Genomic DNA, 22,854 nt, shown 5'->3' on the forward strand with positions numbered 1-22,854 from the left:
GGATCAAACGTAGTCCTTGTACTTGTCCAGGTAACGCACCGGCTTCGACAGCGCATCGCGGCGGAACGGGTCGCCCAGTTCACGCGTGCACATGATCTCGATGATCGTGGTCTTGCCATGATTCATCTGCAGGTCGATGGCGCGCTTCAGTGCCGGGCCCACGTCTTCCAGGCGATCCACCACGATGCCTTCCGCGCCCATCGCCTTGGCGATTTCGGCGAAGCTCTGGTTGTCGAGCTCGCCCGCGACGAAGCGGCGGTTGTAGAAGTCCACCTGGTTCTTCTTCTCCGCGCCCCACTGGCGGTTGTGGAACACCACCGCGGTCACAGGGATGTTGTGGCGCACGCAGGTCATGGTTTCCATCAGGCTCATGCCCCAGGCGCCGTCACCGGCGTACGACACGGCCGGGCGGTGCGGCGCCGCGACCTTGGCGCCGATGATGGTCGGGAAGGCGTAGCCGCAGTTGCCCCAGCTCATCGCCGCAAAGAAGCTGCGCGGCTTCTCGAAGCGCAGGTAGCTGTTGGCCACCGAGTTGATGTTGCCGATGTCGGTGGACACCATCACATCTTCCGGCATGGCCTTTTCCAGCTCGCGCAGCACCTGGCGCGGATGCAGGTAGTGGCCGCCGTTGGGCGTGCGTTCCTGCTTCTGCTCTTCGATCATGTCCAGGCTGTACGGGTCGCGCTCATGCGTCCAGTCGTCCAGCTCCTTCTCCCACGCGGCCTTCTCGTTGGAGATATCGGTGGCGCGTGCGTCGCGGGTGGCGTCGCAGGCCAGCGTGCGGCCGGCCAGGCGCTGGGTCAGCGCGATGGCGGCAGCCTTGGCGTCGCCGCAGATGCCCACCGAGATCTTCTTCACCAGGCCCAGCATCTTGTGGTCGGCATCGATCTGGATGATCTTGGCGTTCTTCGGCCAGTAGTCCATGCCGTGCTGCGGCAGCGTGCCGAACGGCCCCAGGCGCGAGCCCAGCGCGATCACCACGTCGGCGCGCGAGATCAGCTTCATCGCGGCCTTCGACCCCTGGTAGCCCAGCGGGCCGCACCACAGCGGGTGGCTGGCGGGGAACGAGTCGTTGTGCAGGTAGCTGTTGACCACCGGCGCGCCCAGGCGCTCGGCCAGTGCCTTGCATTCCTCGATTGCATCGGCCATCACCACGCCGCCGCCCGAGATGATCACCGGGAACCTGGCATTGGCCAGCAGTTCGGCCGCTTCATTCAGGCTCTGCTCGCCGCCGGGGCCGCGATCGAGGTTCTGCGGCTTCGGAATCTCGGCGGTGATCTTGCCGTAGAAGTGGTCGCGCGGGATGTTCAGCTGCGTCGGCCCCATCTCGGCCTTGGCGCGGTCAAAACAGCGCGCGGTGAACTCGGCCATGCGCGCCGGGTTGGTGACGTGGCCCTGGTACTTGGTGAACTCCTGGAACATCGGCAGCTGGTTGGCTTCCTGGAAGCCGCCCAGGCCGATGCCCATGGTGCCGGCTTCGGGAGTGACGATCACCACGGGGCTGTGGGCCCAGTAGGCGGCGGCGATCGAAGTCACGCAGTTGGAGATGCCGGGACCGTTCTGGCCGATGACCACGCCGTGGCGGCCCGACACACGGGCATAGCCGTCGGCCATGTGGCCGGCGCCTTGCTCGTGCACCACCGGGATCAGGCGGATGCCGGCGGGGGCGAAGATGTCCATCGCGTCCATGAAGGCCGAGCCCATGATGCCGAACATATCGGTCACACCGTTGGCGACCATCGTTTCGACGAAGGCTTCGGACGGGGTCATGGTCTGCGGGCCAGCCGGAACCTGGCTGTCTTTCGCTGCGGCCGAGCCACCGGAAACGGCGGGCTGCTTGGTGGTTTCGAGGTCGCGCATGGCGGGTGTCTCCTGGTTGGGGTGTTATAAAGTGGAACAGTCCGTTCCGGAAAATTGATGCGTTGGTCGAAATGTAGGTGGAAGATCGGGCGGCGTCAATAAGAAGTTTTGGTTTATGGAATGAATCTAGCGAAAAAATGAGACAAAAAGCGGTTATGAGTGCCTGATGAGGAACTTGAGCGTTTGCCTTGGAGGAGCGGAAAGCAAGACAGCGCCGGCATGGGAGCCGGCGCAGGGGGGAAGGCAGGAGAGAGGGCGCCGCGCCTACGTGGCGGCGCAGCGCGTCAGCGTGTCGACAGCGCTTCGAGCACCGGCAGGTTGCCCTCGCCGAAGCCCTGATGACCGTCACGCTGGACGATCTCGAAGAAGAACTCGCCCGCCTCGCGTTTCAGGAAGGCTTGCTGGAAGCACTCGCGAGGGCCACTGCCATCAACCAGGATGCCGTAGCGTTGCAGGCCGGCAAGGTCCAGCCCATGGCCTGGCACGCGGGCAGGGACCGAATCGTAGTAAGCCGGCGGCGGCTGCACGAACTGCACGCCACGGCTGGCCAGTGCCGCGGCGCTGGCAAGAATGTCCTCGCTGGCCAGGGCAATGTGCTGGATGCCTTCGCCGTGCTGATCCGACAGGTAATGCCGCATCTGGTCGTGCCGCGGCGTTCCCTTCTCGTATAGGGGGATGCGGATGCTGCCGCATGGCGAAACCAGCGCGTGTGACTCGCCGGCGCTGCGCAGTTTCCGGAACCCCAGCACCTTGCGGTAGAACTCCAGCCATTCTTCCAGGTGGCCGGGATCGACTGCCTGGGTCAGGTGGTCGACGCGCAGAAGGCCGGCGTCGGACATGTCGCCGGCCGGCGGCAGCGGCCGGAAATCCACGTCGTAGATCGAGATGTCGCCGACATCGCCCGGCCGACCCTCTTTCCCGCGCCAGCGGTCGATGAAATAGAGGACCGACTGCCCGATCCCCTGGATGGCGGGAATATTGAGCTCCATCGGTCCCACCGTGCCGCCCTCGAACGGCCAGGCGCCAGCCTCCAGCGCCCGCGCGAACGCCACCGCCGCATCGTCGACCCGAATCCCGATCGCACAGATCGACAATCCATAACGCGCCGCATAGCGCGTGGCGAACGAATCCGGCTCGGCATCGACGATGAAATTCATCTCGCCCTGCCGGTACAGCTTCACCGCCTTGTGGCGATGCCGCGCGATGGCGGCGAAGCCGAGGCGTTCCAGCGTCCGGCCAAGCGCGGCAGGATCTGGCGATGCGAACTCGATGAACTCGTAGCCCCGGATGCCGAGCGGGTTGTCCCATGGTTGTGCATCCCCTGCGCGCGGGGCGTGTGAGGAAGAGGCGGGTGCGGCGCTCATAGTCTTGGCTCCTGTCTGGGTATTGCGGGGGCGGTGCCGGGCCTTGCGGCGACGACCGATAGTAGCAACGGCGCCGCGGCTCGCCGTGCATTGGCGCCTGTCGCAGCGGCCTCGTAGAAACCCGCATTCGATGCCTTGATCGCGCATAGGCGTTCATTAATCGCCCAAAGTGCCGAATAAGACAGTTGGCGGAGCGCCTGGCGACCACTAATCTCCGGTCAACGACGCGCCCCCGTCCCTCCGCCAAGGCCAACTCAGAAGGCCATGCATGCCGGAGTCCGGGTAGCGCGAATTACCGGAACCCAGGCACACATGATCCACGGCAAGACCACGCTAATCCCCCACATCGGCTATCCGACGGAGTCGTTCAAGGCGCCGATGATCTACAACCCCTGGTTCGACCGGCAGGGCATCGATGCCGCCGTAATCCCGATGGGGGTCAAGCCGGACGACTACGCGACGGTGTTCCCCGCGCTGTTCCGCATGACCAATATCCGCGGCGCGCTGGTGACCATGCCGCACAAGGTCGCCACCGTCGAGCTGGTCGACGAACTCACGCCCGCCGCGCGCATCGCCGGCGCCTGCAACGCCGTGCTGCGACGTGACGACGGCACGCTGGTCGGCGGCCAGTTCGACGGCGAGGGCTTTGTGCGCGGCATCCTGCGCAAGGGCTGCCGGCTGGAAGGCGCGCGCGCCATTGTGTCGGGCAGCGGCGGGGTGGGCAGCGCGATCGCCGCCTCGCTGGCGGCGGCCGGCGTGGCCGAGCTGGCGCTGTTCGACGCCCGCGAGACGGCGGCGCGCGCCCTGGCGCATCGCCTCGCCGAACACTACCCGGCGTTGCGCGTCAGCACCGGCTCGGCCGACCCGGACGGATATGACGTGGTGGTCAATGCCACGCCGCTGGGCATGCAGCCCGGCGATCCGCTGCCGTTCGACGTGGCGCGCATCGCCCCCGGCGCCATGGTCGGCGAGGTGGTGATGAAGCAGGAATACACGCCGCTGCTGCAGGCCGCGCTCGCCCGCGGCTGCAAGGTGCAGGTGGGCACGGACATGCTGTTCGAGATGATCCCGGCCTACCTGGAGTTCTTCGGCTACGGCACGGCCACGCCCGACGCGCTGCGCGAGGTGGCGCAGATCCGCTACTGACGCATCGACGGGCCGGGGCGCAAGCCCTTGCCCCGAAGCCGCGCGCAGGCCAGCACACAAAGGCACGCCGGCAAGCAAGACTTCTATCCATTGGTGGAGACAGACAACATGACAACGACTCACAAGGAGCTGCCAGCGGCTTCCGCGTTCGGCAACTCGCTCGGCGACAAGGTGCGCGCCGCCTTTGCCTTCGGCAAGGTGCGCTGGGGCATGCTGGCGCTGGTGTTCTTCGCGACCACGCTGAACTATGTGGACCGCGCCGCGCTGGGCGTGCTGCAGCCGGTGCTGGCCAAGGCCATGGCCTGGACCGCGCAGGACTACGCCAATATCAACTTCTGGTTCCAGGTGGGCTATGCCATCGGCTTTGCGCTGCAGGGCCGCTTTATCGACCTGGTCGGCGTCAAGCGCGCCTTTGCGCTGGCGGTGCTGCTGTGGAGCATTGCCTGCGGCGCGCATGCGTTCGCGGCGTCGGCGGTCGGCTTCATGATCTGCCGCTTCTTCCTCGGCTTGTCTGAAGCGGCCAATTACCCGGCGTGCGTCAAGACCACGCGCATCTGGTTCCCGGCCAGCGAGCGCGCCATCGCCACCGGCATCTTCAATGCCGGCACCAACGTCGGCGCGATGCTGACGCCGATCATGCTACCGCTGATCCTGCAGGCATGGGGCTGGCAGGCCGCGTTCCTGGTGATCGCCTCGCTGGGCGCGGTCTGGCTGGCGTTCTGGTTCACGCGCTACCACAACCCCGAGCAGCACCCGACCGTCACCGCCGCGGAACTGGCGCACGTCACCCGCGACATCGATCCGCCGCCCCAGCGCATCCGCTACACGCAGATCCTGCGCATGCGCGGCACCTGGGCCTTTGCGCTGGCCTACGCCATCACCGCGCCGGTGTTCTGGTTCTACCTGTACTGGCTGCCGCCGTTCCTCAACCAGCAATACCAGCTCGGCATCAGCGTGACGCAGATGGGCATTCCGCTGATCGTGATCTACCTGTGCGCCGACGTGGGCAGCGTGGGCGGCGGCGCGCTGTCGTCGTGGCTGATCGCGCGCGGCATGCCGGCGGTGCGGGCGCGGCTGCTGTCGATGCTGGTCTTTGCCGTGTGCATCGTTTCGGTGGTGATGGCCGCCGGCGCCAGCAGCCTGTGGATGGCCGTGGCCGCGATCTCGGTGGCGATCGGTGCGCACCAGGCATGGACCGCCAATATCTGGAGCATGGTGATGGACTACACGCCCAAGCACGTGGTCAGCTCGGTGTTCGGCTTCGGCGGAATGATCGGCGCGATCGGCGGCATGTTCATGACGCAGCTGGTGGGCTACGTGCTGACCGTAACCAACAACAACTACGCGGTGCTGTTCACGATGATCCCGTGCGCCTACTTCATCGCGCTGACGTGGCTGTTCTTCCTCGCCCCGCGCAAGGTGCCTGAGGCCGCCTGACGACAATTCCTCGCCGGCACTGCTGGTGCCGCGAGTACGACAACAAAGACCGGGACAACACTCCGATGCATAAACGATTCATTGCGCTGCTCGCGCTGGGCGCGGGCAGCGTGCCCGCTGTCGCCCAGACTTCCGGTGGCGTCACGCTCTACGGGCTGCTCGATACCACCATCCGCTACAGCACCAACGAAGACGCGGCCGGCCACAGCCGCACGCAGATGACCGACGGCGTGCTGACCGGCAGCCGCTGGGGCATCCGCGGCGCGGAGGATATCGGCGGCGGCAACAAGGCGTGGTTCATCCTGGAGTCGGGCTTCTCGCCCGACACGGGGACCAGCCAGCAGGGGGGGCGGCTGTTCGGGCGTACCGCGGTCGTCGGATTCGACGGTCCTTATGGCAAGCTCGCGCTCGGCCGCCAATACACGCTGGCGCATGAAGTGCTGTCGTCGTATGAGGCCATGGCCTTTGCCAACAACTCCATCGTCGGTTACCAGGGCGGCAACTACACGGGGCTGCGCTACGACAACACGCTCAAGTACATCAAGAGCTTCAACGGCCTGCAGGTGGCGGCGGCCTACACCTTCGGCGAGGTGCCGGGCAGCATGAAGACCAATTCGGCCGCGGCCGGGTCGCTGGTGTACAGCTCGGGACCGCTGGAAATCGGCGCGGTCTACCAGCAGACGCAGAACGTCACCTCGGCCTATTTCGGCGCGGTGCCGGCGGCGCAGGCGAGCAAGCAGACGGTATGGGGCCTGGGCGGGACGTGGAAGGCGGCGCGGTCGCAATACTACCTGGGCTATACCAACAACCGGCTCGACGTGGCGGACTATCGCAACAACGTAGGCTATGTCGGCACGCGCTTCAGCCTGACGGAGGCGCTGGCGTTTATCGGCACGTTCCAGTACGACTGGCTGCGGCACGCGGGGCAGGGCGGCAAACGGCTGACCACGGCGGGCATGCTGGACTACAACTTCAGCAAGCGTACCGATGTGTATGTGGAGGTGGACTACACCCACCTGCAGGGGCAATGGATTGTGCTGAACAGCGGGGCGGCGTTTGTGAACAGCGGGAATACGTACGGGAACAAGACGCGGCTGGGGGTGATGGCGGGGGTCAGGCATAAGTTCTGATCGCTTTCGGCCTTCTCCACCCGTGCCGGTTTGCTCCCCTCTCCCGCTTGCGGGAGAGGGGAGCAAACACGCGGCGTGCGCCGCCTGCAGCGGTCAGGCGGAAGCGGATTCCGCAACCACCCCCGTCACCTGCGCCACCGCCGCCACCGCCAGCCCATACCCCTTCACCCCCAGCCCCGCCATCACCGCCACCGCCACCGGCGAAATCCACGACTTGTGCCGGAACGCCTCGCGCGCATGCACGTTGGAGACGTGGTACTCGACCACCGGCACCGCCGCGCCCTTGATCGCATCATGCAGCGCGATCGACGTATGCGTGAGCGCGCCCGCGTTCAACACCACGCCGGCCATCTCGCCGCTCGCGCACAGCTTGCCCGCCTCGTGGATCCAGTCGATCAGCTGCCCTTCGTGATTGGTCTGCCGGCACTCGGCCCGCAGCCCGAGCCGTTCTGCGGCCTGCTGGCAGATGCGTTCCACATCGGCCAGCGTCTCGCTGCCATAGACGGCCGGCTCGCGCGTGCCGAGCAGGTTGAGGTTGGGTCCGTTGAGCACCAGTACGGTCTTCATCATGTCTCCTTCATGTCTGCTGTAACGTCTGCTGTCGGCCGCGATGCTGGCGCGGCCACGGCCGATAGCCTATCGTTTAGCCCTCGTCTCATCATCGACTGCCATGGAAATTCAGCATGCGCCCAGCGCGAACAATGACCCGTTCCTGCGCGACCTGCGTCTGTTCTGCACGGTGGCGCGGCGCGCCAGCTTTATCGCCGCGGCCCAGGAGACGGGCATTTCGCCGGCCCATGTGAGCAAGCGCATCGCCATGCTGGAGGCCATGCTCGGCGCCAGGCTGTTCCACCGCACCACGCGCCGCGTCAGCGTCACGGCCGAGGGCGAGAGCGCGTTTGCGTGGGCGCAGAAGATCCTGGAAGACGTGGATGGCATGCTGGAAGCCGTCGGCGGTGCCGGCGGCGAGGCGCGCGGGCAGTTGCGCATCGCCACCAGCCTGCGGCTGGGGCGGCGGCACGTGGCGCCGGTGCTGTCGCTGCTGCGGCAGCAGCATCCGGGGCTGGAGGTATGGCTGGAACTGCTCGACCGCCGCGTCGACCTGATCGGCGAGCAGTTCGACCTCGATATCCGCGTGGGCGACGTGCAGGAGCCGCACCTGATCGCCAGCCGCATCGCCACCGGCAGCCGCGTGCTGTGCGCGGCGCCGGCCTACCTGGCGCGGCGCGGCATGCCGGAGCATCCGTCAGACCTGCCGCGCCACGACTGCCTGCTGTTGCGCGAGCGCGACCAGGCCTTCGGCGTGTGGCGGCTGCAGGGGCAGGACGGCGGCTGGGAGACCACGAAAGTCACCGGCCCAATGGCATCGAATGTTGCCGACGTGACGCACGAGTGGGCCCTGGAGGGCTACGGCATCATCATGGCGTCGGTCTGGGACGTGGCCGCCGCCGTGCGGGCGGGCGACCTGGTGCGCGTGCTGCCCGGCTGGCGGCATCCGTCCGACATCTGGGCCGTGACCAGCGCGCGGGCGTCGGCCTCGGCGCGCATGCGCGTGTGCCTGGCCTTCCTGAAGGCGCAACTGACACAAGGGCCGCACGCGCTGGCGACGTCGCTGGAAGGCCAGGCCGCTACAGCACGCGCATGATCAGGAGCGCCGTGTCCTGCAGCACCTGCAGCACGCGGTCCAGCGCCTGTTGCGGGGTCTCGTCGCCGATCGGCATGTTGACCGACAGCGCGGCGATCACCTTGCCGTGGCGATCGCGCAGCGGCACCGCCACGCCGCGCACGCCGGTCTGCAGCTGCTGCTCGAGCATCGCATAGCCCTGCGCGCCGGCCTTGCGGATTTCTTCCAGCAGCCGGTCGTGCTGCAGGATCGTGTAGGGCGTGTAGGGCGCCAGCACCACGTTTTCCAGCCAGGTCCTGACCTGTTCCTGCGGCCGTGACGCCAGCATCATCACGCCCGCCGACCCCAGCGGTGCCGGCACCCGCGCGCCCAGCACGAAGCCCGTGCTCATCACGCGGTTGGTGCTGGTGCGGGCGATGAACACCAGCTCCCAGCCATCGAGCACGCTCAGGTAGGCGGCCTCGCCAAGCTGCGCGGTGATCTGCTGCAGGAACGGCTGCACCGTGCGCGGCAGCCGCGCCGAATCGAAATACGACCAGCCCACCTTGAGCACGCGCGGCGTCAGGCTGAACAGCGTGCCGTCGCTGGTGGTGTAGCCCAGGTGCTCCAGCGTCAGCAGGTAGCGGCGCGCGGCAGTGCGCGTCAGGCCGGTGCGCTCGGCTGCCTGCGTGGGCGTCAGGCGCGGATGGTCGTTGTCGAAGGCCTCCAGGATGGCCAGGCCCTTCTCCAGCCCGGCGATCCAGTCGCGCCGGTTCAGCGGTTCGTTTTCCATGGTTAACCCTTGCTTCGCGCGATAGATGATTGCATTGGAGCGATTGTCGCACGCGTGCGCGCGAATGACGGTTGTTGCGGGCAATGATGGCTCATAACCTTGGGAAATCCAAGCCGCTACCTCGACTGATCGCCATGACCCTGTTTCCTGTTCCGCTGCGCAAATCGATCGCTACCGTCACCTTGTCGGGATCGCTGCCGCAGAAGCTGCAAGCCGCTGCCGACGCCGGTTTCGACGGCGTGGAGATCTTCGAGGACGACCTGCTGCAGTTCCCCGGCACGCCCGCCGAGGTCCGGCGCATGGCCGCCGACCTCGGCCTGCAGATCCTGCTCTACCAGCCGCTGCGCGATTTCGAGGCCATGCCGGGCGGCCTGTCCGCCGCGGAGCTGGCGCGCGCCGAGCGGAAGTTCGATGCGATGGAGCAACTCGGGGTGCACCTGGCGCTGGTCTGCAGCAACGTGCAGGATGCGGCGCTCGACGATGCCGCGCGCGCCGCCACCGACCTGCACGCGCTGGCCGAAGCCGCGGCCCGCCGCGGCCTGCGGCTGGGCTACGAGGCGCTGGCCTGGGGCCGCCATGTGCGCCGCTGGCGGCAGGCGTGGGACATCGTGCAGCGCGCCGGGCATCCCGCGCTGGGACTGATGCTGGACAGCTTCCATACGCTGGCGCTCGGCGACACGCTGCATGGCCTCGATGCGGTGCCGGCCGGACGGATCTTCTTTGTCCAGCTTGCCGACGCGCCGCGCATGCCGCTGGACGTGCGCACCTGGAGCCGCCACCACCGCAATTTCCCTGGCCAGGGCGACCTGCCCGTGGTCGGTTTCACGCGTGCCGTGCTGCGGGCCGGCTATCGCGGCCCGCTTTCGCTGGAGGTGTTCAACGATGGCTTCCGCGCGGCGCCCCCGTTGCCGGTTGCGCAGGACGGGCTGCGCTCGCTGGAATGGCTGGAAGCGGTGACGAACGGGGTGCCCGTGGCCGCAGAGCGCGCCGGTGGCCCGGCTCTCGCGGCACGCTAAAACGCTATACCGCGACGCTATACCGCGACGCTATACCGCGACCCTACCCTATGCCGCGCTCGCTTGCCGCGCCGCCGGCCGTGCCGGCAAGGCGCGCTCGCGGGCCGCCACCGCGGTGCCGGCCACGCCGCTGGCGGCGATCATCGCCACGCCCAGCAGCGACCAGGCATCGGGCAGCCAGCCAAATACCAGCCAGCCACCCAGCATGGCAAAGGCGATCTGCAGGTAGAGATACGGCGTCAGCACGCCGACCGGGGCGCGCGCATAGGCCAGCACCAGGAACATGTGCCCGGCGCAGCCGGCGAGCGCCATGCCCGCCAGCAGCCACCAGTGCAGCGCGTCGACGTGCCAGGTCCACGCCAGCGGCAGCGCCGCCGACAACAGTGCCGCGGCAATGCAGCCGGTATAGAAATGCGTGGTGCCGGCGCCGTCGGTCCGGGTCAGCACGCTGGTCAGCAACTGGTAGGCGGCATTGAGGCAGACCGCCGCGAGCGGCAGCAGCATGGCCGGCTCCACGTCGGCGCCGGGCCGGATCACCACCAGCGCGCCGGCAAATCCGGCCAGCAGGCAGAGCCAGCGCAGCGCCGACATGCGCTCGCCGAACAGCGTCGCGGCCGCCAGCGCGATCGCCAGCGGCGTCAGGCTGACCACCGCGGTGAACTCGCCCACCGGCAGTACCTGCAGGCTGAAGAACGCGCAGGCGCTGGACAGCAGCATCGTCACCGCGCGCGTAGCCTGCAGCCATGGACGGCGCGTGCGCAGCAGGATGCGGCCGCGCGCCGGCAGCAGCACCGCGCCGGTCAGCGCCGCCTGCGCAAGGTAGCGCACCCACAGCGCCATCACCACCGGCACGGCGGCGCCGGTGATCTTGGTCATCGTATCGAGCGCGGCGAAGCATGCCACCGCGGCAACCATCAGCGCGATGCCCTGCAGGGGCCGCGAACTTCCCGTGGCGCTCATGGCGCCATCCTTGACCGCAACATGTCAGCGTTCCAGGCTGTCCTTCATGAAGCCGAGGGTACTGTCCCGGGCGCGGTCGATGGCGGCGGCGGCTGGAAAGTCAGAATTCGCTGCCAGCGAACAATCCCTGCTCAATGGATGAAACCGCCCTTGACGAAGCGAACCGGCTCGGCGTCCATGCGAAGCAACAGCGCCGTCAGGCCATCGATCCCGGCGGGCAGGGGCCGCGTCGCGGCAGCCGGCCCGGACACGCAGACGAGGTCGGCATCGGACCACGTGCTGCCCGGCGTGCCGCGCGCGCGCAGCCATCCCGCGCCGTCGGCGAGCAGCTGGGTGCCGGCCAGCCGTGCCGGCGGCAGGCCGGCAATCGCCGCCAGTGCCTGCCAGGCCTGGGCGGAAGCTGCCGTGCAGCCGGCGCGGAAGCGCGGCACCTGCGCCGGCACGCGGCCGTCCGGTGTGACGAGCACGGTCAGGAAGCGCGGGTCTTCATAGGGCAGGGTAGCGGCGATCCCGTCCACCGCCACCAGCCGCACGCGCTGCTCGCCGCGCCAATGCGACAGCGCCACCGGCGCGGCGTCGCCGCAGCGGATGGCCATCTCCGGCAACCGCAGCGGCACCGGCCAGTTCCCTTCGGTACTGTTGGCTGCCGACAACGCCTTCATGTAGTCGATCACGGCCCAGGCCTCGCGCTCGGCAAGCTGGCTGCGGAAGCCCGGCATGGTCGGCTGGCCGCGGCGGTCGCGCATGCCGGACAGCACATGCCAGAACAGCTCGCCATCGGCGCGGCGCGCGAGCAGGGGACTGACCAGCGTCGGCGGCCATTGCGGCAGGCCGGCGGCCAGCGGTCCTTCGCCGCGGCCGTCATTGCCGTGGCACGCGGCGCAATGCTGTGCGTAGACGCGTTGCCCCAGCACGATGGCGTCGACCGCAAAACCGGTAGGGCTGGCGTGGAAGCTGGTGGGGCTGGCCGGGCCGAGCAGCAGCGCGGCCCGCGGCCACGGCGCCAGCAGCAGGGCCAGCAGCGCTGCCGCGAGCAGCATGGGGCGGCCCCGGCGCCAGGCGCTGGCGACGGCGACGGCCAGCAGCGCAAAGGCGAGCGCGCACAGGCTGAAGCCGACCTGCCGTGCCAGGGCAAGGTCGATCAGCAGCGTTTCGCCGGCAATCCGCCGCGCCCACGGCCAGGCCGGCTGGCCATGGCTGGTGCCGGTCAGGCCCAGCGCATGCCACAGCCACAACAGGCCCAGCTGGCATTTCTCGATCAGGACAAGCAGTGCGTTCAGCCACGCCTGGGGCGGCGGGTGGCTCATGGCGCGGCTCGCCCGGTGCTGCGAAGGGCCATTACCAGCTCGCGTCCAGTCCCAGGTGGCGCAGCGCTTCGTGCCGCAGTTCGGTCAGGCGCGGGTCGCCGCGATGGCGCGGGTAGGGCAGGTCGACCTTCAGCTCCGCCGCGATGCGCGCTGGCCGCTGGCTGAACACGATCACGCGCTGCGCCAGGAACAGCGCCTCTTCCACGTCGTGCGTGACCAGCAGCGCCGAGAAGCGCGAGCGCTGCCACAGTTCGACCAGGTCGCTCTGCATCGCCAGCCGCGTCAGCGAATCGAGCTTGCCCAGCGGCTCGTCCAGCACCAGCAGGCGCGGATCGTTGACCAGCGCACGCGCCAGCGCCACGCGCTGCGCCATGCCGCCGGAGAGCTGGTGCGGAAAGGCCCGCGCGAACGACTCCAGCCCGACGCGGCGCAGCGCGTCGTCGACGCGATGGCGCTGCTGCGCGAGGATGCCCTGCGCCTGCAAGCCGAGCGCGACGTTGTCCCAGACACGGCGCCACGGGTACAGCGTGGGGTCCTGGAACACCACGATGCGCGACGGGTCCGGCTCGGTGATGGGCGTGCCGTCCTGCAGAATCTCGCCCGACGTGGGCTGGTCCAGGCCGGCGACCAGGCGCAGCAGCGTGGACTTGCCGCAGCCGCTGGGGCCGAGCAGCGCGACGAACTCGCCGGGCGCGACGTTGAGGCCGACGTCGTCGAGGACCTGCAGGCGCTCGTTGCCGTGGCCGAACCAGTGGCTGACCTGCCGGATATCGATGCGAGCCCCAGTCAGTACGTTCGAGTCATCACCCGCCGCCGCGTTAACTCCCCTCTCCCGCTCGCGGGAGAGGAGAGCCTTCTGCGGGCGTACGTGAGATCTCGATGCTTTCAACCGCTCGACCACGCTCACCATTTCACCGTCCCCTTCTGCCACGACAACACCCGGTCCCGCGCCACGAACAACAACGTAATCACGCCCGAAAACAGCAACGCCATCACGATCAGCGCCGCATACATATTCACGTACGAGGCCCAGCCCTGCGCCCAGGTCAGGTACCACCCCAGCCCCGATTTCACGCCCATCATCTCGGCCGTCACCAGCACCGAAAACGACGCGCCCAGTCCCATGAACAGCCCGACAAACACCTGCGGCAGCGCCGCCGGAATCGCCACGCGCAGCACCAGGAACCAGCCGGACGCGCCCAGCGTGCGCGCCACGTCGTAGTAGCTCTTGTTGACGCCGGCGACGCCCGACCACGTCAGCACGGCCACCGGGAAGGCGGTCGCCAGCGCGATCAGGAACACGGCCGCCGAATAGCTCGACGGGAAGAAGTAAAACGTCAGCGGCAGCAGCGCGGTCGAAGGCAGCGGCCCCACCACGCGCAGCACCGGATGCACCCAGTAGCCGATGCGCCGCGACCAGCCGATCGACACGCCCACCAGGAAGCCCACCAGCCCGCCGTACGCCACGCCCAGCCCCAGCAGCTTGAGCGTGTTGAGCACGCTGTCGCCGAGCCGGCGCCAGTCATCGGCGTAGACCTCGATCAGCGCCTGCGGCGGCGCGAAGAAGGGCGTCGGCAGGATCGCGGTCTTGGCGGTCAGGATCTCCCATGCGGACAGCACCGCCGGCACCGCCACCAGCCACGGGCCTGCGGTCCGCAGCGCAGCCAGCGGCCGTTGCAGCGCGCGCACGTGCTGGCCGCCCAAGGCGAGCAGCGCCAGCAGCGCGGCCGCCGCCAGCGCGGCCAGGCCGAGCTCCTCGGTATAGGCCCAGTCGCTGAAGCCCACTACGTGGTTGGGCCAGCGCCACGTCAGCGCGCCGAAGGCGGCCCATGCCAGCGCCGCGAGCAGCCCCACGGGCCAGATGCGTGCCGGGGCAGCATCCTGCGCGGGCACTTCGGAAGCCGCGGCGGCCGGCTGGCGCGCCAGCCGCGCATCGAATGCAGGTTGGCTTGTCGTCATCGCTTATCCCAGGACGTTGGCGTAGACATGCTGCGCCAGGCGATTGGCATCGGTGGTCTTTTTCAGCACGCCGATGCGGCGGAAATCGTCGGCGTAGAACGCTATCTCGTCGCGCAGGTCGGAGCCGGTCGGATGGTGGTTGTAGGTCAGCGTCGCGTACAGCTTGCGCAGGTCTTCCGGATTGATCTTCGGCGAGTATTTGGCGAACACCCTGGCGGCCTCGTTGGGGTTCTCGTTGACGTAGTCGGTGGCCTGCACGATGGCGCGTGCCAGCGACGCGGCGGCGGGGCGGTCATTGCGCACCAGTTCGCCGCGCGCGCCGACCACGCAGCACACCTTGCGCGCATATTCGCCGGTCAGGTTGGTGGCCAGTTCCACGTAGGCGCCGTTGGTGCGCTTCTCCAGCAGGTACAGGTTGGGATCGCCGTCGGCGATGGCCTGGATCTCGCCCTTGTCGACCGCCACGCCGAGCAGGTCGGCCGGATACTGGCGCCATGTGATGTCCTTGTCCGGGTTGATGCCGTTCTTGGCCAGCAGGATGGTGAAGAAGTGTTTGCCGGGCGCGGCCAGGTCGCTGACGCCCACGGTCTTGCCCTTCAGGTGCTGCAGGCCGGTCACGCCCGCGGCCTTCGAACCCACCAGCCGCACGCAGCCACCGTGCGAGCTGCCGATGATCTTGACGTCGAAACCTGCCTCCAGCGGCTTGAGCCAGCGGTGGATCATGCCCACCGCGGCATCGGCCTTGCCGGTGGCGATCGACTCCAGCAGCTGGTCGGTCGAGCCGCTGTAGTTGATCAGGTCGACCTGCAGCCCGTTCTTCTCGAAGAAGCCTTTCTCCTGCGCCACCACGATCGGCGTCAGGCAGAACGAGTTCTGGTTCCAGGCGAAGGTCAGCTTGCGCGGCGCGGACCAGGCCTGGCGGCCGAGGATCAGCGCCGGCGCCGCGATGGCTGCGGCGCTGGCAAGGCGCAGCACGCTGCGGCGGCGCGGGTCGGTGTCGTTGTGCTTCTGGCTCATGGTGAGACTCCCCGATTCTTGTTGTGGGTGTTCAGGCGGCGCGGCGCTCCGCGTGGTGCGCGGCATCGTGCTGCGCCACCAGCTCGCGCACGCGCGGGATCAGCTCGCGGCCATAGTCGATGGCGTCTTCCAGCGGATCGAAGCCGCGGATCAGGAAGGTGGTCACGCCCAGTTCGTAATAGGCCAGCAGTGCCTGCGCCACCTGCTCGGGCGTGCCGACCAGTCCGGTCGAGTTGGAGCGCCCGCCGGTCTCGCGCGCGATCGCGGTCCACAGGCGCTGGTCGACACGGTCGCCCTTGTCGGCGGCGGCCAGCAGCCGGCGCGCGCCTTCGCTCTGCTGCGGGCCGCCACGGCTGTAGCCGGCCTGCACGCGCAGCGCGCGGGTGCGTTCCAGGATGCTGTCGGCGCGGGCCCACGCCTGCTCTTCGGTCTCGGCCAGCACCGGCCGGAACGAGACCGAGAAGCGCACCGTGCGGCCATGCCTTGCCGCCTCCGCACGCACGCGGGTGGTCAGCTCGCGCACCTGGTCGAGCGATTCGCCCCACAGCGCATAGACGTCGGCGTGCTTGCCGGCAACTTGCAAGGCCGCTGCCGATGCGCCGCCAAAATAGACCGGCACATGCGGATGCTGCGACGGCTTGACCTCGGAAAAGCCCTGCGTGAAACGGTAGAACTCGCCAGCATGGTCGAACGGCTGCGGCTCGGTCCAGATGCGGCGCAGGATATGCAGGTACTCGTCGGTGCGCGCGTAGCGCTGGTCATGGTCGAGGAAATCGCCGTCGCGCTGCTGTTCGCTGTCGGAGCCGCCGGAGATGAAATGCACGCCCAGGCGCCCGCCGCTGAACTGGTCGAGCGTGGCGATCTGGCGCGCCGCCAGCGTCGGCGCGGTAAAGCCGGGCCGGTGCGCCAGCATGAAATGGATCCGTTCGGTCACGCTCGCGGCATAGGCAATGGTCAGCGTGGCCGACGGCCCGGTCGAATGGTGCGGCACCAGGATGCGGTCGAAGCCGGCCTGCTCGTGCGCCTGCGCAAAGGCACGCACATAGTCGCGGTCGATCGCGGGGCCCGCAGGGGGATGGATCTCGGACTGCTTCTGGCTCTGGATCATGCCGATGAAATCGACGCTCATTCGTACGCTCCTGATTCGGTGATGGCGGCGGCTTGCCGCCCGGGCCTTGTATGGACTGGGGAACAAAGTACGCCAGCGGCGCGCGGCGACTAACGAATAAAAACGACGGACCATATTCAATAAGCGTCGTTTCCGGAACGCGGGTGCGGCGCTACGCTATGCGGCATTCGCGGCAATCGGCTCAAGCATCAGCAAGTTGCCCGCATTGCCAGCCATCCCTCCCGGAGTTCCGTTCCATGTCTTCGACGTCTTCCCTGCGCCGCCTGCCTGCCAGCGCCGCGCGCCTTGGCGAAGTGCTGGCCGAACTGTCCGCGCGCTTCGCCGCCGGCGCCGCCGCGCACGACGCCGCCGCCAGCTTTCCGCATGACAATTTCGCGCAGCTGCACGCGCAAGGCCTGATCGCGCAGGTGGTGCCGCGCGACTACGGCGGCGGCGGGGCAGGGCTGGCGCAGGCGCGCCGCATCATCGCGGCCGTCGCCGGTGGCGACCCGGCCACGGCGCTGGTGCTGACCATGACCTACTTGCAGCATCGCGCCATCGCTCGCCCCGATTCGCACTGGCCGCATGTGGTGCGCGCGCAGGTCTTTGCCGATGCGGTGCAGGACGGGGCGCTGATCAACGCGCTGCGGGTCGAGCCCGAGCTCGGCTCCCCTGCGCGCGGCGGCCTGCCCGCCACCATCGCCACGCAGGTCGGCGATGGCTGGCGCCTGAGCGGCCGCAAGCTGTACAGCACCGGCATCCCCGCGCTGCGCTGGCTGGCGGTATGGGCACGCACCGACGAGCCGCAGCCGCGCGTGGGCGTGTTCCTGGTGCCGGGGCCGGCCGCGGGCGTGGCCGGGGTGCGCATCGTGGAGAACTGGAACCACCTGGGTTTGCGCGCCTCGGGCAGCCACGAGACCGTGCTCGACAATATCTGGATCCCGCCCGACCACGCCGTCGATATCCGCCCGCCCGCCGCGTGGGCGCCGGCGGGTGCGAGCCAGGCCGACATCGACGCCAATGCCGACCAGCAGGCGTGGATGACCGTGCTGCTCGGCAGCCTCTATGACGCCGTGGCGCGCGCCGCCGGGTCGTGGGTGCGCGGCTTCGTGCGCGAGCGCGCACCCGGCAGCCTGGGCGCGCCGCTGGCGACGCTGCCGCGCGTGCAGGAATCCATCGGCGAGATCGCCGCGCTGCTGCGGACCAACCAGGTGCTGCTCGACGATGCCGCCGCGCGCGCCGACGGCAATGCGCCACCTGCCACCGCCGACAGCGGCCTGCTCAAGTTCACCGTGACCGGCAATGCGATTCGCGCGGTGGAACTGGCGCTGCAGCTTGCCGGCAACCACGGCCTGAGCCGCAACAATCCGCTCGAGCGGCACTATCGCGACGTGCTGTGCAGCCGCATCCATACGCCGCAGAACGATTCGATCCTGGTCGCTGCCGGCAAGCACCAGCTGGGGCTGTAGGGGCATGCAGTGCTGGCATGAACGCGGGCGCCGCGCCGTGTTATGTTTGCAGCGGCAGCGCCCCGCAGAGGGCCCGAACACAGAACCACCCCGGAGGCATTCCATGAGCAGTTCCCCCGAAGCCAGCGGGCTCGCACCGCTGCGCGATTTCATCACCGGCCTGGCCGCGCTGCTGGACCAGCATCCCGACGAGCCGCGCATCCTGCGCGAGGGCGGGGCGCTGCTGGCGCGGCTGGTGGCACGCGACGACTGGCTGCCCGAGGCGTGGGCCGAGCCGCACCCCGAGTACTACCAGCAGCACCTGCTGCATTGCGATTCCGGCGAGCGCTTCTCGATCGTCAGCTTTGTCTGGGGCCCGGGGCAGCGCACGCCCATCCACGACCACACCGTATGGGGCCTGATCGGCATGCTGCGCGGCGCGGAGGACTCGCAGCCCTTCGTGCTCGACGCCGAAGGCCGCCCCGTGCCGCATGGCGAGCCGGTGCGGCTGCTGCCCGGACAGGTAGAAGCCGTGTCGCCGGCCGTGGGCGACATCCATTGCGTCAACAACGTGCATGACGACCGCGTCTCGGTCAGCATCCATGTGTACGGCGCCAATATCGGCGCGGTGCGCCGCTCGGTCTACGCCGAGGACGGCACGCGCAAGCCCTTTATCTCCGGGTATTCCAACCGGACCCTGCCTAACCTGTGGGACCGTTCCCGCGAAGACCGGAAGTCATGACCATCCAGCACGCCACGCAAGCCGCCGCCACGGCGATCCCCACCTTCACTCGCGCGCAGGTGCGCCAGGCCCTGCTGGCCGGCGCCGAGATCGCACTGATCGACGTGCGCGAGGAAGACCCCTTCGCGCAGGCGCATCCGCTGTGGGCCGCCAACTTCCCGCTGTCGAAGCTTGAGCTGGAAGCGTGGCCGCGCATCCCGCGCCGCGATACGCTGATCGTGGTCTACGGCGAGCACGCCGGGGACGACCTGGCGCCGCGCGCCGCGGCGGTGCTGCAAACGCTGGGCTATACCAACGTGCACCGGCTTGAAGGCGGCCTGGCCGCCTGGATCGCCGAGGGCGGTGAGGTGTTCCGCGACGTCAACGTGCCGAGCAAGTCGTTCGGCGAAGTGGTCGAGGCAGAACGCCATACGCCCTCCCTGTCCGCCGAGGAAGTGCAGGCTCTGATCGACAGCAAGTCCGACGCGGTGATCGTCGACGCGCGCCGCTTCGACGAGTACCAGACCATGAGCATTCCCACCGCCACCAGCGTGCCCGGCGCCGAACTGGTGCTGCGCGTGCGCGAGCTGGCGCCCGATCCGCGCACGCGGGTGATCGTCAACTGCGCCGGCCGCACGCGCAGCATCATCGGCACGCAGTCGCTGGTCAACGCCGGCATTCCCAACCCGGTTGCGGCGCTGCGCAACGGCACCATCGGCTGGACGCTGGCGGGCCAGCAGCTCGACCACGGCGCCAGCCGCCGTGCGCCCGCCGAAGTGAGCAGCGGCAACCGCGACAGCGCCCGCAGCGGCGCGCGCGAGATCGCCGACCGCGCCGGCGTGCGCCGCATCGCGCTGGGGGCGTTGGCATCGCTGGAGGAGCCTGGCCGCACCGTGTACCGCTTCGACGTACGCACGCCGGAGGAATTCGCCGACGGCCACCTGCCTGGCTTCGTCAATGCGCCCGGCGGACAGCTGGTGCAGGAGACCGACCACAACGCCCCCGTCCGCGGCGCGCGCATCGTGCTGGCCGATGACGACGACGTGCGCGCCGGCATGACCGGTTCATGGCTGGCGCAGATGGGCTGGGAGGTCTGGGTGGTGGAGCCGGCCGATGCGGCCGAGCGCGGCGAGAGCGGCGCGGTGGCGGCAGACGTGCCGGTGCCGCCAGCGGTGCCGGCGGTCGCACCCGCCGAACTGGCCGCGTGGCTAGACGAGGACGCGGACGGCAGCACCGTGGTGCTCGACTTCACCGCCAGCGCCAACTACGTCAAGCGCCATATCCCCGGCGCGTACTTCGTCATCCGCGCTCAGCTGGCCGATGCGCTGGCGCGCATCCCGCAGGCGCGGCGCTATGTGCTGACTTGCGGCTCCAGCCTGCTCGCGCGCTTTGCCGCCGCCGACCTGCAGCGGCTGACCGATGCGGAAGTGGTGGTGCTGGAAGGCGGCACGCAGGCGTGGATCGCGGCCGGGCTGCCGCTGGAGTCCGGCGAGACGCACCTGGCGTCAGAGCGCACCGACCGCTATCGCCGGCCGTATGAAGGCACCGACAATCCGCGCGAGGCGATGCAGGGCTACCTGGACTGGGAGTTCGGGCTGATCGCGCAACTGGAGCGCGACGGGACCCACGGGTTCAGGGTGGTGTAGGGCCGCCCGGTCTTCTGAGACCCGCGGCTGTCCGAAACCCTGGCTCAGGGTTATCCCGGGCTTTTCAGCGATCTGCTGGTAAAATCGCGCTATTGATATGCATCTTTTCGCTGCATTGCGGAACGAACGTAACGATTCTCTGTCAATCGTAATCGTTACGTTACAATGCTGTCCCGCAGCACGGCCGGTGCCCGTCCGAAAGGGCGCTTCCGCCCCGTGCTCCAAGCCCCCGACCCATGCGATTGTTGTTCCTGCTGCTGACTGCCATGTGCCTGTCACTGCTCTCCTTTGGAGCGGTGGCGGACGCGCGCACGTCGGTGCAGCCGCAGGTCCAGGCCAGTACCGAACTGGCCGCGCTGCAGTCGGTGGACGACATGGGTCGCGTCATCGTGCCCGGCGACGATGGGCTGCATGACGACGACATCTGCGAGGACCCGCCGCCCGGGTATTGCAATATCTGGTCGGCCGACCTGCTCGACCCGCTGGACCTGCTGGACGAAATCGAAGAATCCAGTGCCCTCATTGCCTTGCCCCCGGTGAAGCTGCTGCTGCCCGCCGGGGATGTCGCGCAATATCCCCCAGGCCGCGCCGAACCGCCGCCTTCGGCCTTCTTCCGGCCGCCAATAACCCGCTCCTGAGCGCCGGGCGTTCCACGCCTTGCCGCTCCCCCGCGCGCACGCGCTGCCTCCGCAGCTGCCGTGCCGCGGGCCGCGCCCCCTTGCCTGATAACGCCAGCCTGCCCGCCGCTACCGCGCGCGGGTAAGCCGCTGCCGTGGTCCGTCCCGCCGTGATTCCCAGCCGTGATTCGCGCCGGGGCGCGCGGCGGCATGGCGCAGGCGTCGTATTGCTTGCATTCCGGACTCATGACAACAACTAAGCTGACCCTGATCGCGTCGCTTTCGCTGCTCGCGTTCGCCGCTGCCCAGGCCCATGCCGGTGAGCAGGGCGCCGCCCCGGCGAAGGCCGCGGGGGCAGCGGGCACCACGCCCGCCGCCCCGGCCGCACCGCTCTCCAAGCCTTCCGCGAAGATTTCCGCCGCCCCGGCACTCACTCCCGGCGCCGAGCTGCTTGCGTCCACGGCCGTGCCCAAGGCGGCATCCGCACGCCCCGCGGGTACCGCGGCCGGACCCGCTTTCTCGCTGCCGCAGCTGCTCGACATGGCGCAGTCGACCAACAAGGGCGTCGCCGCGGCCGAGGCCAATGTCGATGCTGCCAGCGCCGCCATCAGCAGCGCGCGCGCCTATCCCAATCCGCAGGTCGAGGTGATGTACGGCCGGCTGTCCGGCAAGCAGCCCGGCGTGACCAGCGGCAATGCGCCCAGCTACGCCGTGGTGCAGAAGCTGGACTACCCGCACCAGCGCAGCTTGCGCGAGGCCATGGCCTCGCGCGGCCTGGAGTCGTCGCAGGCGGCCCGCCAGGGTTTCCGCGCCGACCTCGCCGCGCGCGTCAAGACCTCTTACTACGACGTGCTGCGCCGCGAAAGCGAGCTGCATGCCGCGGAAGAAGACCTGGCGATGATGCGGCAGATCCATTCGCGCGCACGCCTGCGCGTGGAGGTTGGCGAAGCGCCGCGCTATGAACTGATCAAGGCCGAGACCGAGCTGCTGGCCTCGCAGAAGAGCCAGCAGACCGCCGAGCTGCGCGTGAACCAGGCCAAGGCCGCGCTGCGCCAGCAGGTCGGCGGCGCCATGCCGGGCCAGTTCTCGCTGGACGGCACGCTGGGACAGTCGCCGGACGTGCCGCCGCTGCCGGTGCTGCGCGACACCATGGCCGCGAGCAATGCCGAGCTGGTCCAGCGCCGCACGGAGCTGGAGCGCGCCCGCCTGGGCGTCGACTACCAGCGCTCGCTGCGCTGGCCGGAAGTGGCGGTGCGCGCCAGCACCGACCGCCAGCCCGACAACAACGTCTCGCAGATCGGCCTGGTCATGACCATCCCGCTGTGGGACCGCCGCCGCGGTCCCGTGGGCGAGGCCACCGCGCAGGCGACGCAGGCGCAGAGCGCGCTGGAAATGCGCGAGTTCGAGCTGACGCAGGAACTGGAATCGGCCTACCGCCAGTACGAGATCACGCAGGCGCAGGTGACCGCGCTGGAGTCCGGCATCGTGCGCGAGGCCGAGTCGGCGCTGGGCGTGGCCGAGTCCGCCTATCGCTTCGGCGAGCGCGGCATCCTGGACTTCATCGATGCCCAGCGCGTGCTGCGCAGCGCGCGCAACGAGCTGATCGCCGCCCAGTACGAGCAGCAGCTGGCCGCCATCCAGATCGAAAAGCTCTTGTCGACCGCCCCCGGCGCCACCGCCGCGCCGGGCCTGCCGCCGACCTCCACCATCGAACAGAAATAA

At 68.9% G+C, this 22,854-nt stretch carries 19 protein-coding genes and 1 pseudogene; 10 read left to right on the top strand and 10 right to left on the bottom strand.

Features of this window, described 5'->3' with window-relative positions; all coding sequences use genetic code 11:
* Nucleotides 1–3: 3 nt before the first annotated feature.
* Together xsc and ACAD63_RS25050 are read right to left on the bottom strand one after the other, a co-directional pair.
* Nucleotides 4–1,770, bottom strand: coding sequence for a sulfoacetaldehyde acetyltransferase (xsc, locus tag ACAD63_RS25045; RefSeq protein ID WP_133094722.1), 1,767 nt, complete (start codon nucleotides 1,768–1,770; stop codon nucleotides 4–6).
* A gap of 374 nt (nucleotides 1,771–2,144) precedes the next feature.
* A complete protein-coding gene (locus ACAD63_RS25050) occupies nucleotides 2,145–3,224 on the bottom strand; it encodes a 4-hydroxyphenylpyruvate dioxygenase family protein (RefSeq protein ID WP_133094325.1) in 1,080 nt (359 codons plus the stop codon).
* 312 nt (nucleotides 3,225–3,536) lie between these two features.
* Between ACAD63_RS25050 and ACAD63_RS25055 the strand changes: the two genes are divergently transcribed.
* From ACAD63_RS25055 to ACAD63_RS25065, 3 genes are all read left to right on the top strand, one after another.
* Nucleotides 3,537–4,370 carry a shikimate dehydrogenase family protein gene (locus ACAD63_RS25055; RefSeq protein ID WP_135702955.1) on the top strand — a complete coding sequence of 278 codons (834 nt, stop codon included), beginning with the start codon at nucleotides 3,537–3,539 and terminating at the stop codon, nucleotides 4,368–4,370.
* 108 nt (nucleotides 4,371–4,478) lie between these two features.
* Entirely contained in the window at nucleotides 4,479–5,807 is a 1,329-nt protein-coding gene (locus tag ACAD63_RS25060) for an MFS transporter (RefSeq protein WP_135702954.1), read from the top strand.
* A 65-nt stretch (nucleotides 5,808–5,872) separates the two neighbouring features.
* The gene (locus ACAD63_RS25065) at nucleotides 5,873–6,937 is read left to right on the top strand and encodes a porin (RefSeq protein WP_135702953.1); all 1,065 of its coding nucleotides are present in this window, start codon (nucleotides 5,873–5,875) and stop codon (nucleotides 6,935–6,937) included.
* A 93-nt stretch (nucleotides 6,938–7,030) separates the two neighbouring features.
* Here the strand turns inward: ACAD63_RS25065 and aroQ are convergent, their stop codons facing one another.
* Entirely contained in the window at nucleotides 7,031–7,504 is a 474-nt protein-coding gene (gene aroQ, locus ACAD63_RS25070) for a type II 3-dehydroquinate dehydratase (RefSeq protein ID WP_133094723.1), read from the bottom strand.
* A 103-nt stretch (nucleotides 7,505–7,607) separates the two neighbouring features.
* Between aroQ and ACAD63_RS25075 the strand changes: the two genes are divergently transcribed.
* Nucleotides 7,608–8,582 (top strand): LysR family transcriptional regulator, encoded by a 975-nt coding sequence (locus ACAD63_RS25075; RefSeq protein WP_133094329.1) that lies wholly within the window; start codon nucleotides 7,608–7,610, stop codon nucleotides 8,580–8,582.
* Here the strand turns inward: ACAD63_RS25075 and ACAD63_RS25080 are convergent.
* Nucleotides 8,566–9,333, bottom strand: a complete 768-nt coding sequence (locus ACAD63_RS25080) for an IclR family transcriptional regulator domain-containing protein (protein ID WP_133094330.1) — start codon at nucleotides 9,331–9,333, stop codon at nucleotides 8,566–8,568. The two genes, ACAD63_RS25075 and ACAD63_RS25080, sit on opposite strands and share 17 nt — an antisense overlap.
* A gap of 134 nt (nucleotides 9,334–9,467) precedes the next feature.
* Here ACAD63_RS25080 and ACAD63_RS25085 point away from each other — a divergent pair.
* Nucleotides 9,468–10,313: pseudogene (locus ACAD63_RS25085) on the top strand (sugar phosphate isomerase/epimerase family protein); the annotation flags it as partial.
* 84 nt (nucleotides 10,314–10,397) lie between these two features.
* Here ACAD63_RS25085 and ACAD63_RS25090 read toward each other — a convergent pair.
* The 6 genes from ACAD63_RS25090 to ACAD63_RS25115 form a co-directional block, all read right to left on the bottom strand.
* Nucleotides 10,398–11,309 (bottom strand): DMT family transporter, encoded by a 912-nt coding sequence (locus ACAD63_RS25090; RefSeq protein WP_135702951.1) that lies wholly within the window; start codon nucleotides 11,307–11,309, stop codon nucleotides 10,398–10,400.
* 131 nt (nucleotides 11,310–11,440) lie between these two features.
* Nucleotides 11,441–12,616: a c-type cytochrome gene (locus ACAD63_RS25095; RefSeq protein WP_434034513.1), complete on the bottom strand. Its 1,176-nt coding sequence runs from the start codon at nucleotides 12,614–12,616 to the stop codon at nucleotides 11,441–11,443.
* Between the two features lie 31 nt (nucleotides 12,617–12,647).
* Complete coding sequence (locus ACAD63_RS25100; protein WP_205751617.1) at nucleotides 12,648–13,526, bottom strand: ABC transporter ATP-binding protein; 879 nt, start codon at nucleotides 13,524–13,526, stop codon at nucleotides 12,648–12,650.
* Nucleotides 13,520–14,575, bottom strand: coding sequence for an ABC transporter permease (locus ACAD63_RS25105; RefSeq protein WP_434034514.1), 1,056 nt, complete (start codon nucleotides 14,573–14,575; stop codon nucleotides 13,520–13,522). Before ACAD63_RS25105 ends, ACAD63_RS25100 begins: the two co-directional genes overlap by 7 nt.
* 3 nt (nucleotides 14,576–14,578) lie before the next feature.
* Nucleotides 14,579–15,592, bottom strand: coding sequence for an ABC transporter substrate-binding protein (locus ACAD63_RS25110; RefSeq protein WP_434034515.1), 1,014 nt, complete (start codon nucleotides 15,590–15,592; stop codon nucleotides 14,579–14,581).
* A gap of 31 nt (nucleotides 15,593–15,623) precedes the next feature.
* Nucleotides 15,624–16,721, bottom strand: a complete 1,098-nt coding sequence (locus ACAD63_RS25115; protein WP_135702947.1) for an LLM class flavin-dependent oxidoreductase — start codon at nucleotides 16,719–16,721, stop codon at nucleotides 15,624–15,626.
* Nucleotides 16,722–16,957: 236 nt separating this feature from the next.
* Between ACAD63_RS25115 and ACAD63_RS25120 the strand changes: the two genes are divergently transcribed.
* The 5 genes from ACAD63_RS25120 (at nucleotide 16,958) to ACAD63_RS25140 (ending at nucleotide 22,854) form a co-directional block, all read left to right on the top strand.
* Complete coding sequence (locus ACAD63_RS25120) at nucleotides 16,958–18,169, top strand: acyl-CoA dehydrogenase family protein (protein ID WP_133094337.1); 1,212 nt, start codon at nucleotides 16,958–16,960, stop codon at nucleotides 18,167–18,169.
* A 103-nt stretch (nucleotides 18,170–18,272) separates the two neighbouring features.
* Nucleotides 18,273–18,890, top strand: coding sequence for a cysteine dioxygenase (locus ACAD63_RS25125; protein ID WP_195427085.1), 618 nt, complete (start codon nucleotides 18,273–18,275; stop codon nucleotides 18,888–18,890).
* A complete protein-coding gene (locus tag ACAD63_RS25130) occupies nucleotides 18,887–20,515 on the top strand; it encodes a rhodanese-related sulfurtransferase (RefSeq protein WP_434034516.1) in 1,629 nt (542 codons plus the stop codon). Before ACAD63_RS25125 ends, ACAD63_RS25130 begins: the two co-directional genes overlap by 4 nt.
* A 236-nt stretch (nucleotides 20,516–20,751) precedes the next feature.
* Complete coding sequence (locus ACAD63_RS25135) at nucleotides 20,752–21,153, top strand: cobalt-zinc-cadmium resistance protein (RefSeq protein WP_133094340.1); 402 nt, start codon at nucleotides 20,752–20,754, stop codon at nucleotides 21,151–21,153.
* A gap of 225 nt (nucleotides 21,154–21,378) precedes the next feature.
* Entirely contained in the window at nucleotides 21,379–22,854 is a 1,476-nt protein-coding gene (locus ACAD63_RS25140) for a TolC family protein (RefSeq protein WP_135702944.1), read from the top strand.

The sequence above is a fragment of the Cupriavidus sp. a3 genome, from assembly GCF_051015765.1.
Lineage (GTDB): Bacteria > Pseudomonadota > Gammaproteobacteria > Burkholderiales > Burkholderiaceae > Cupriavidus > Cupriavidus oxalaticus_A.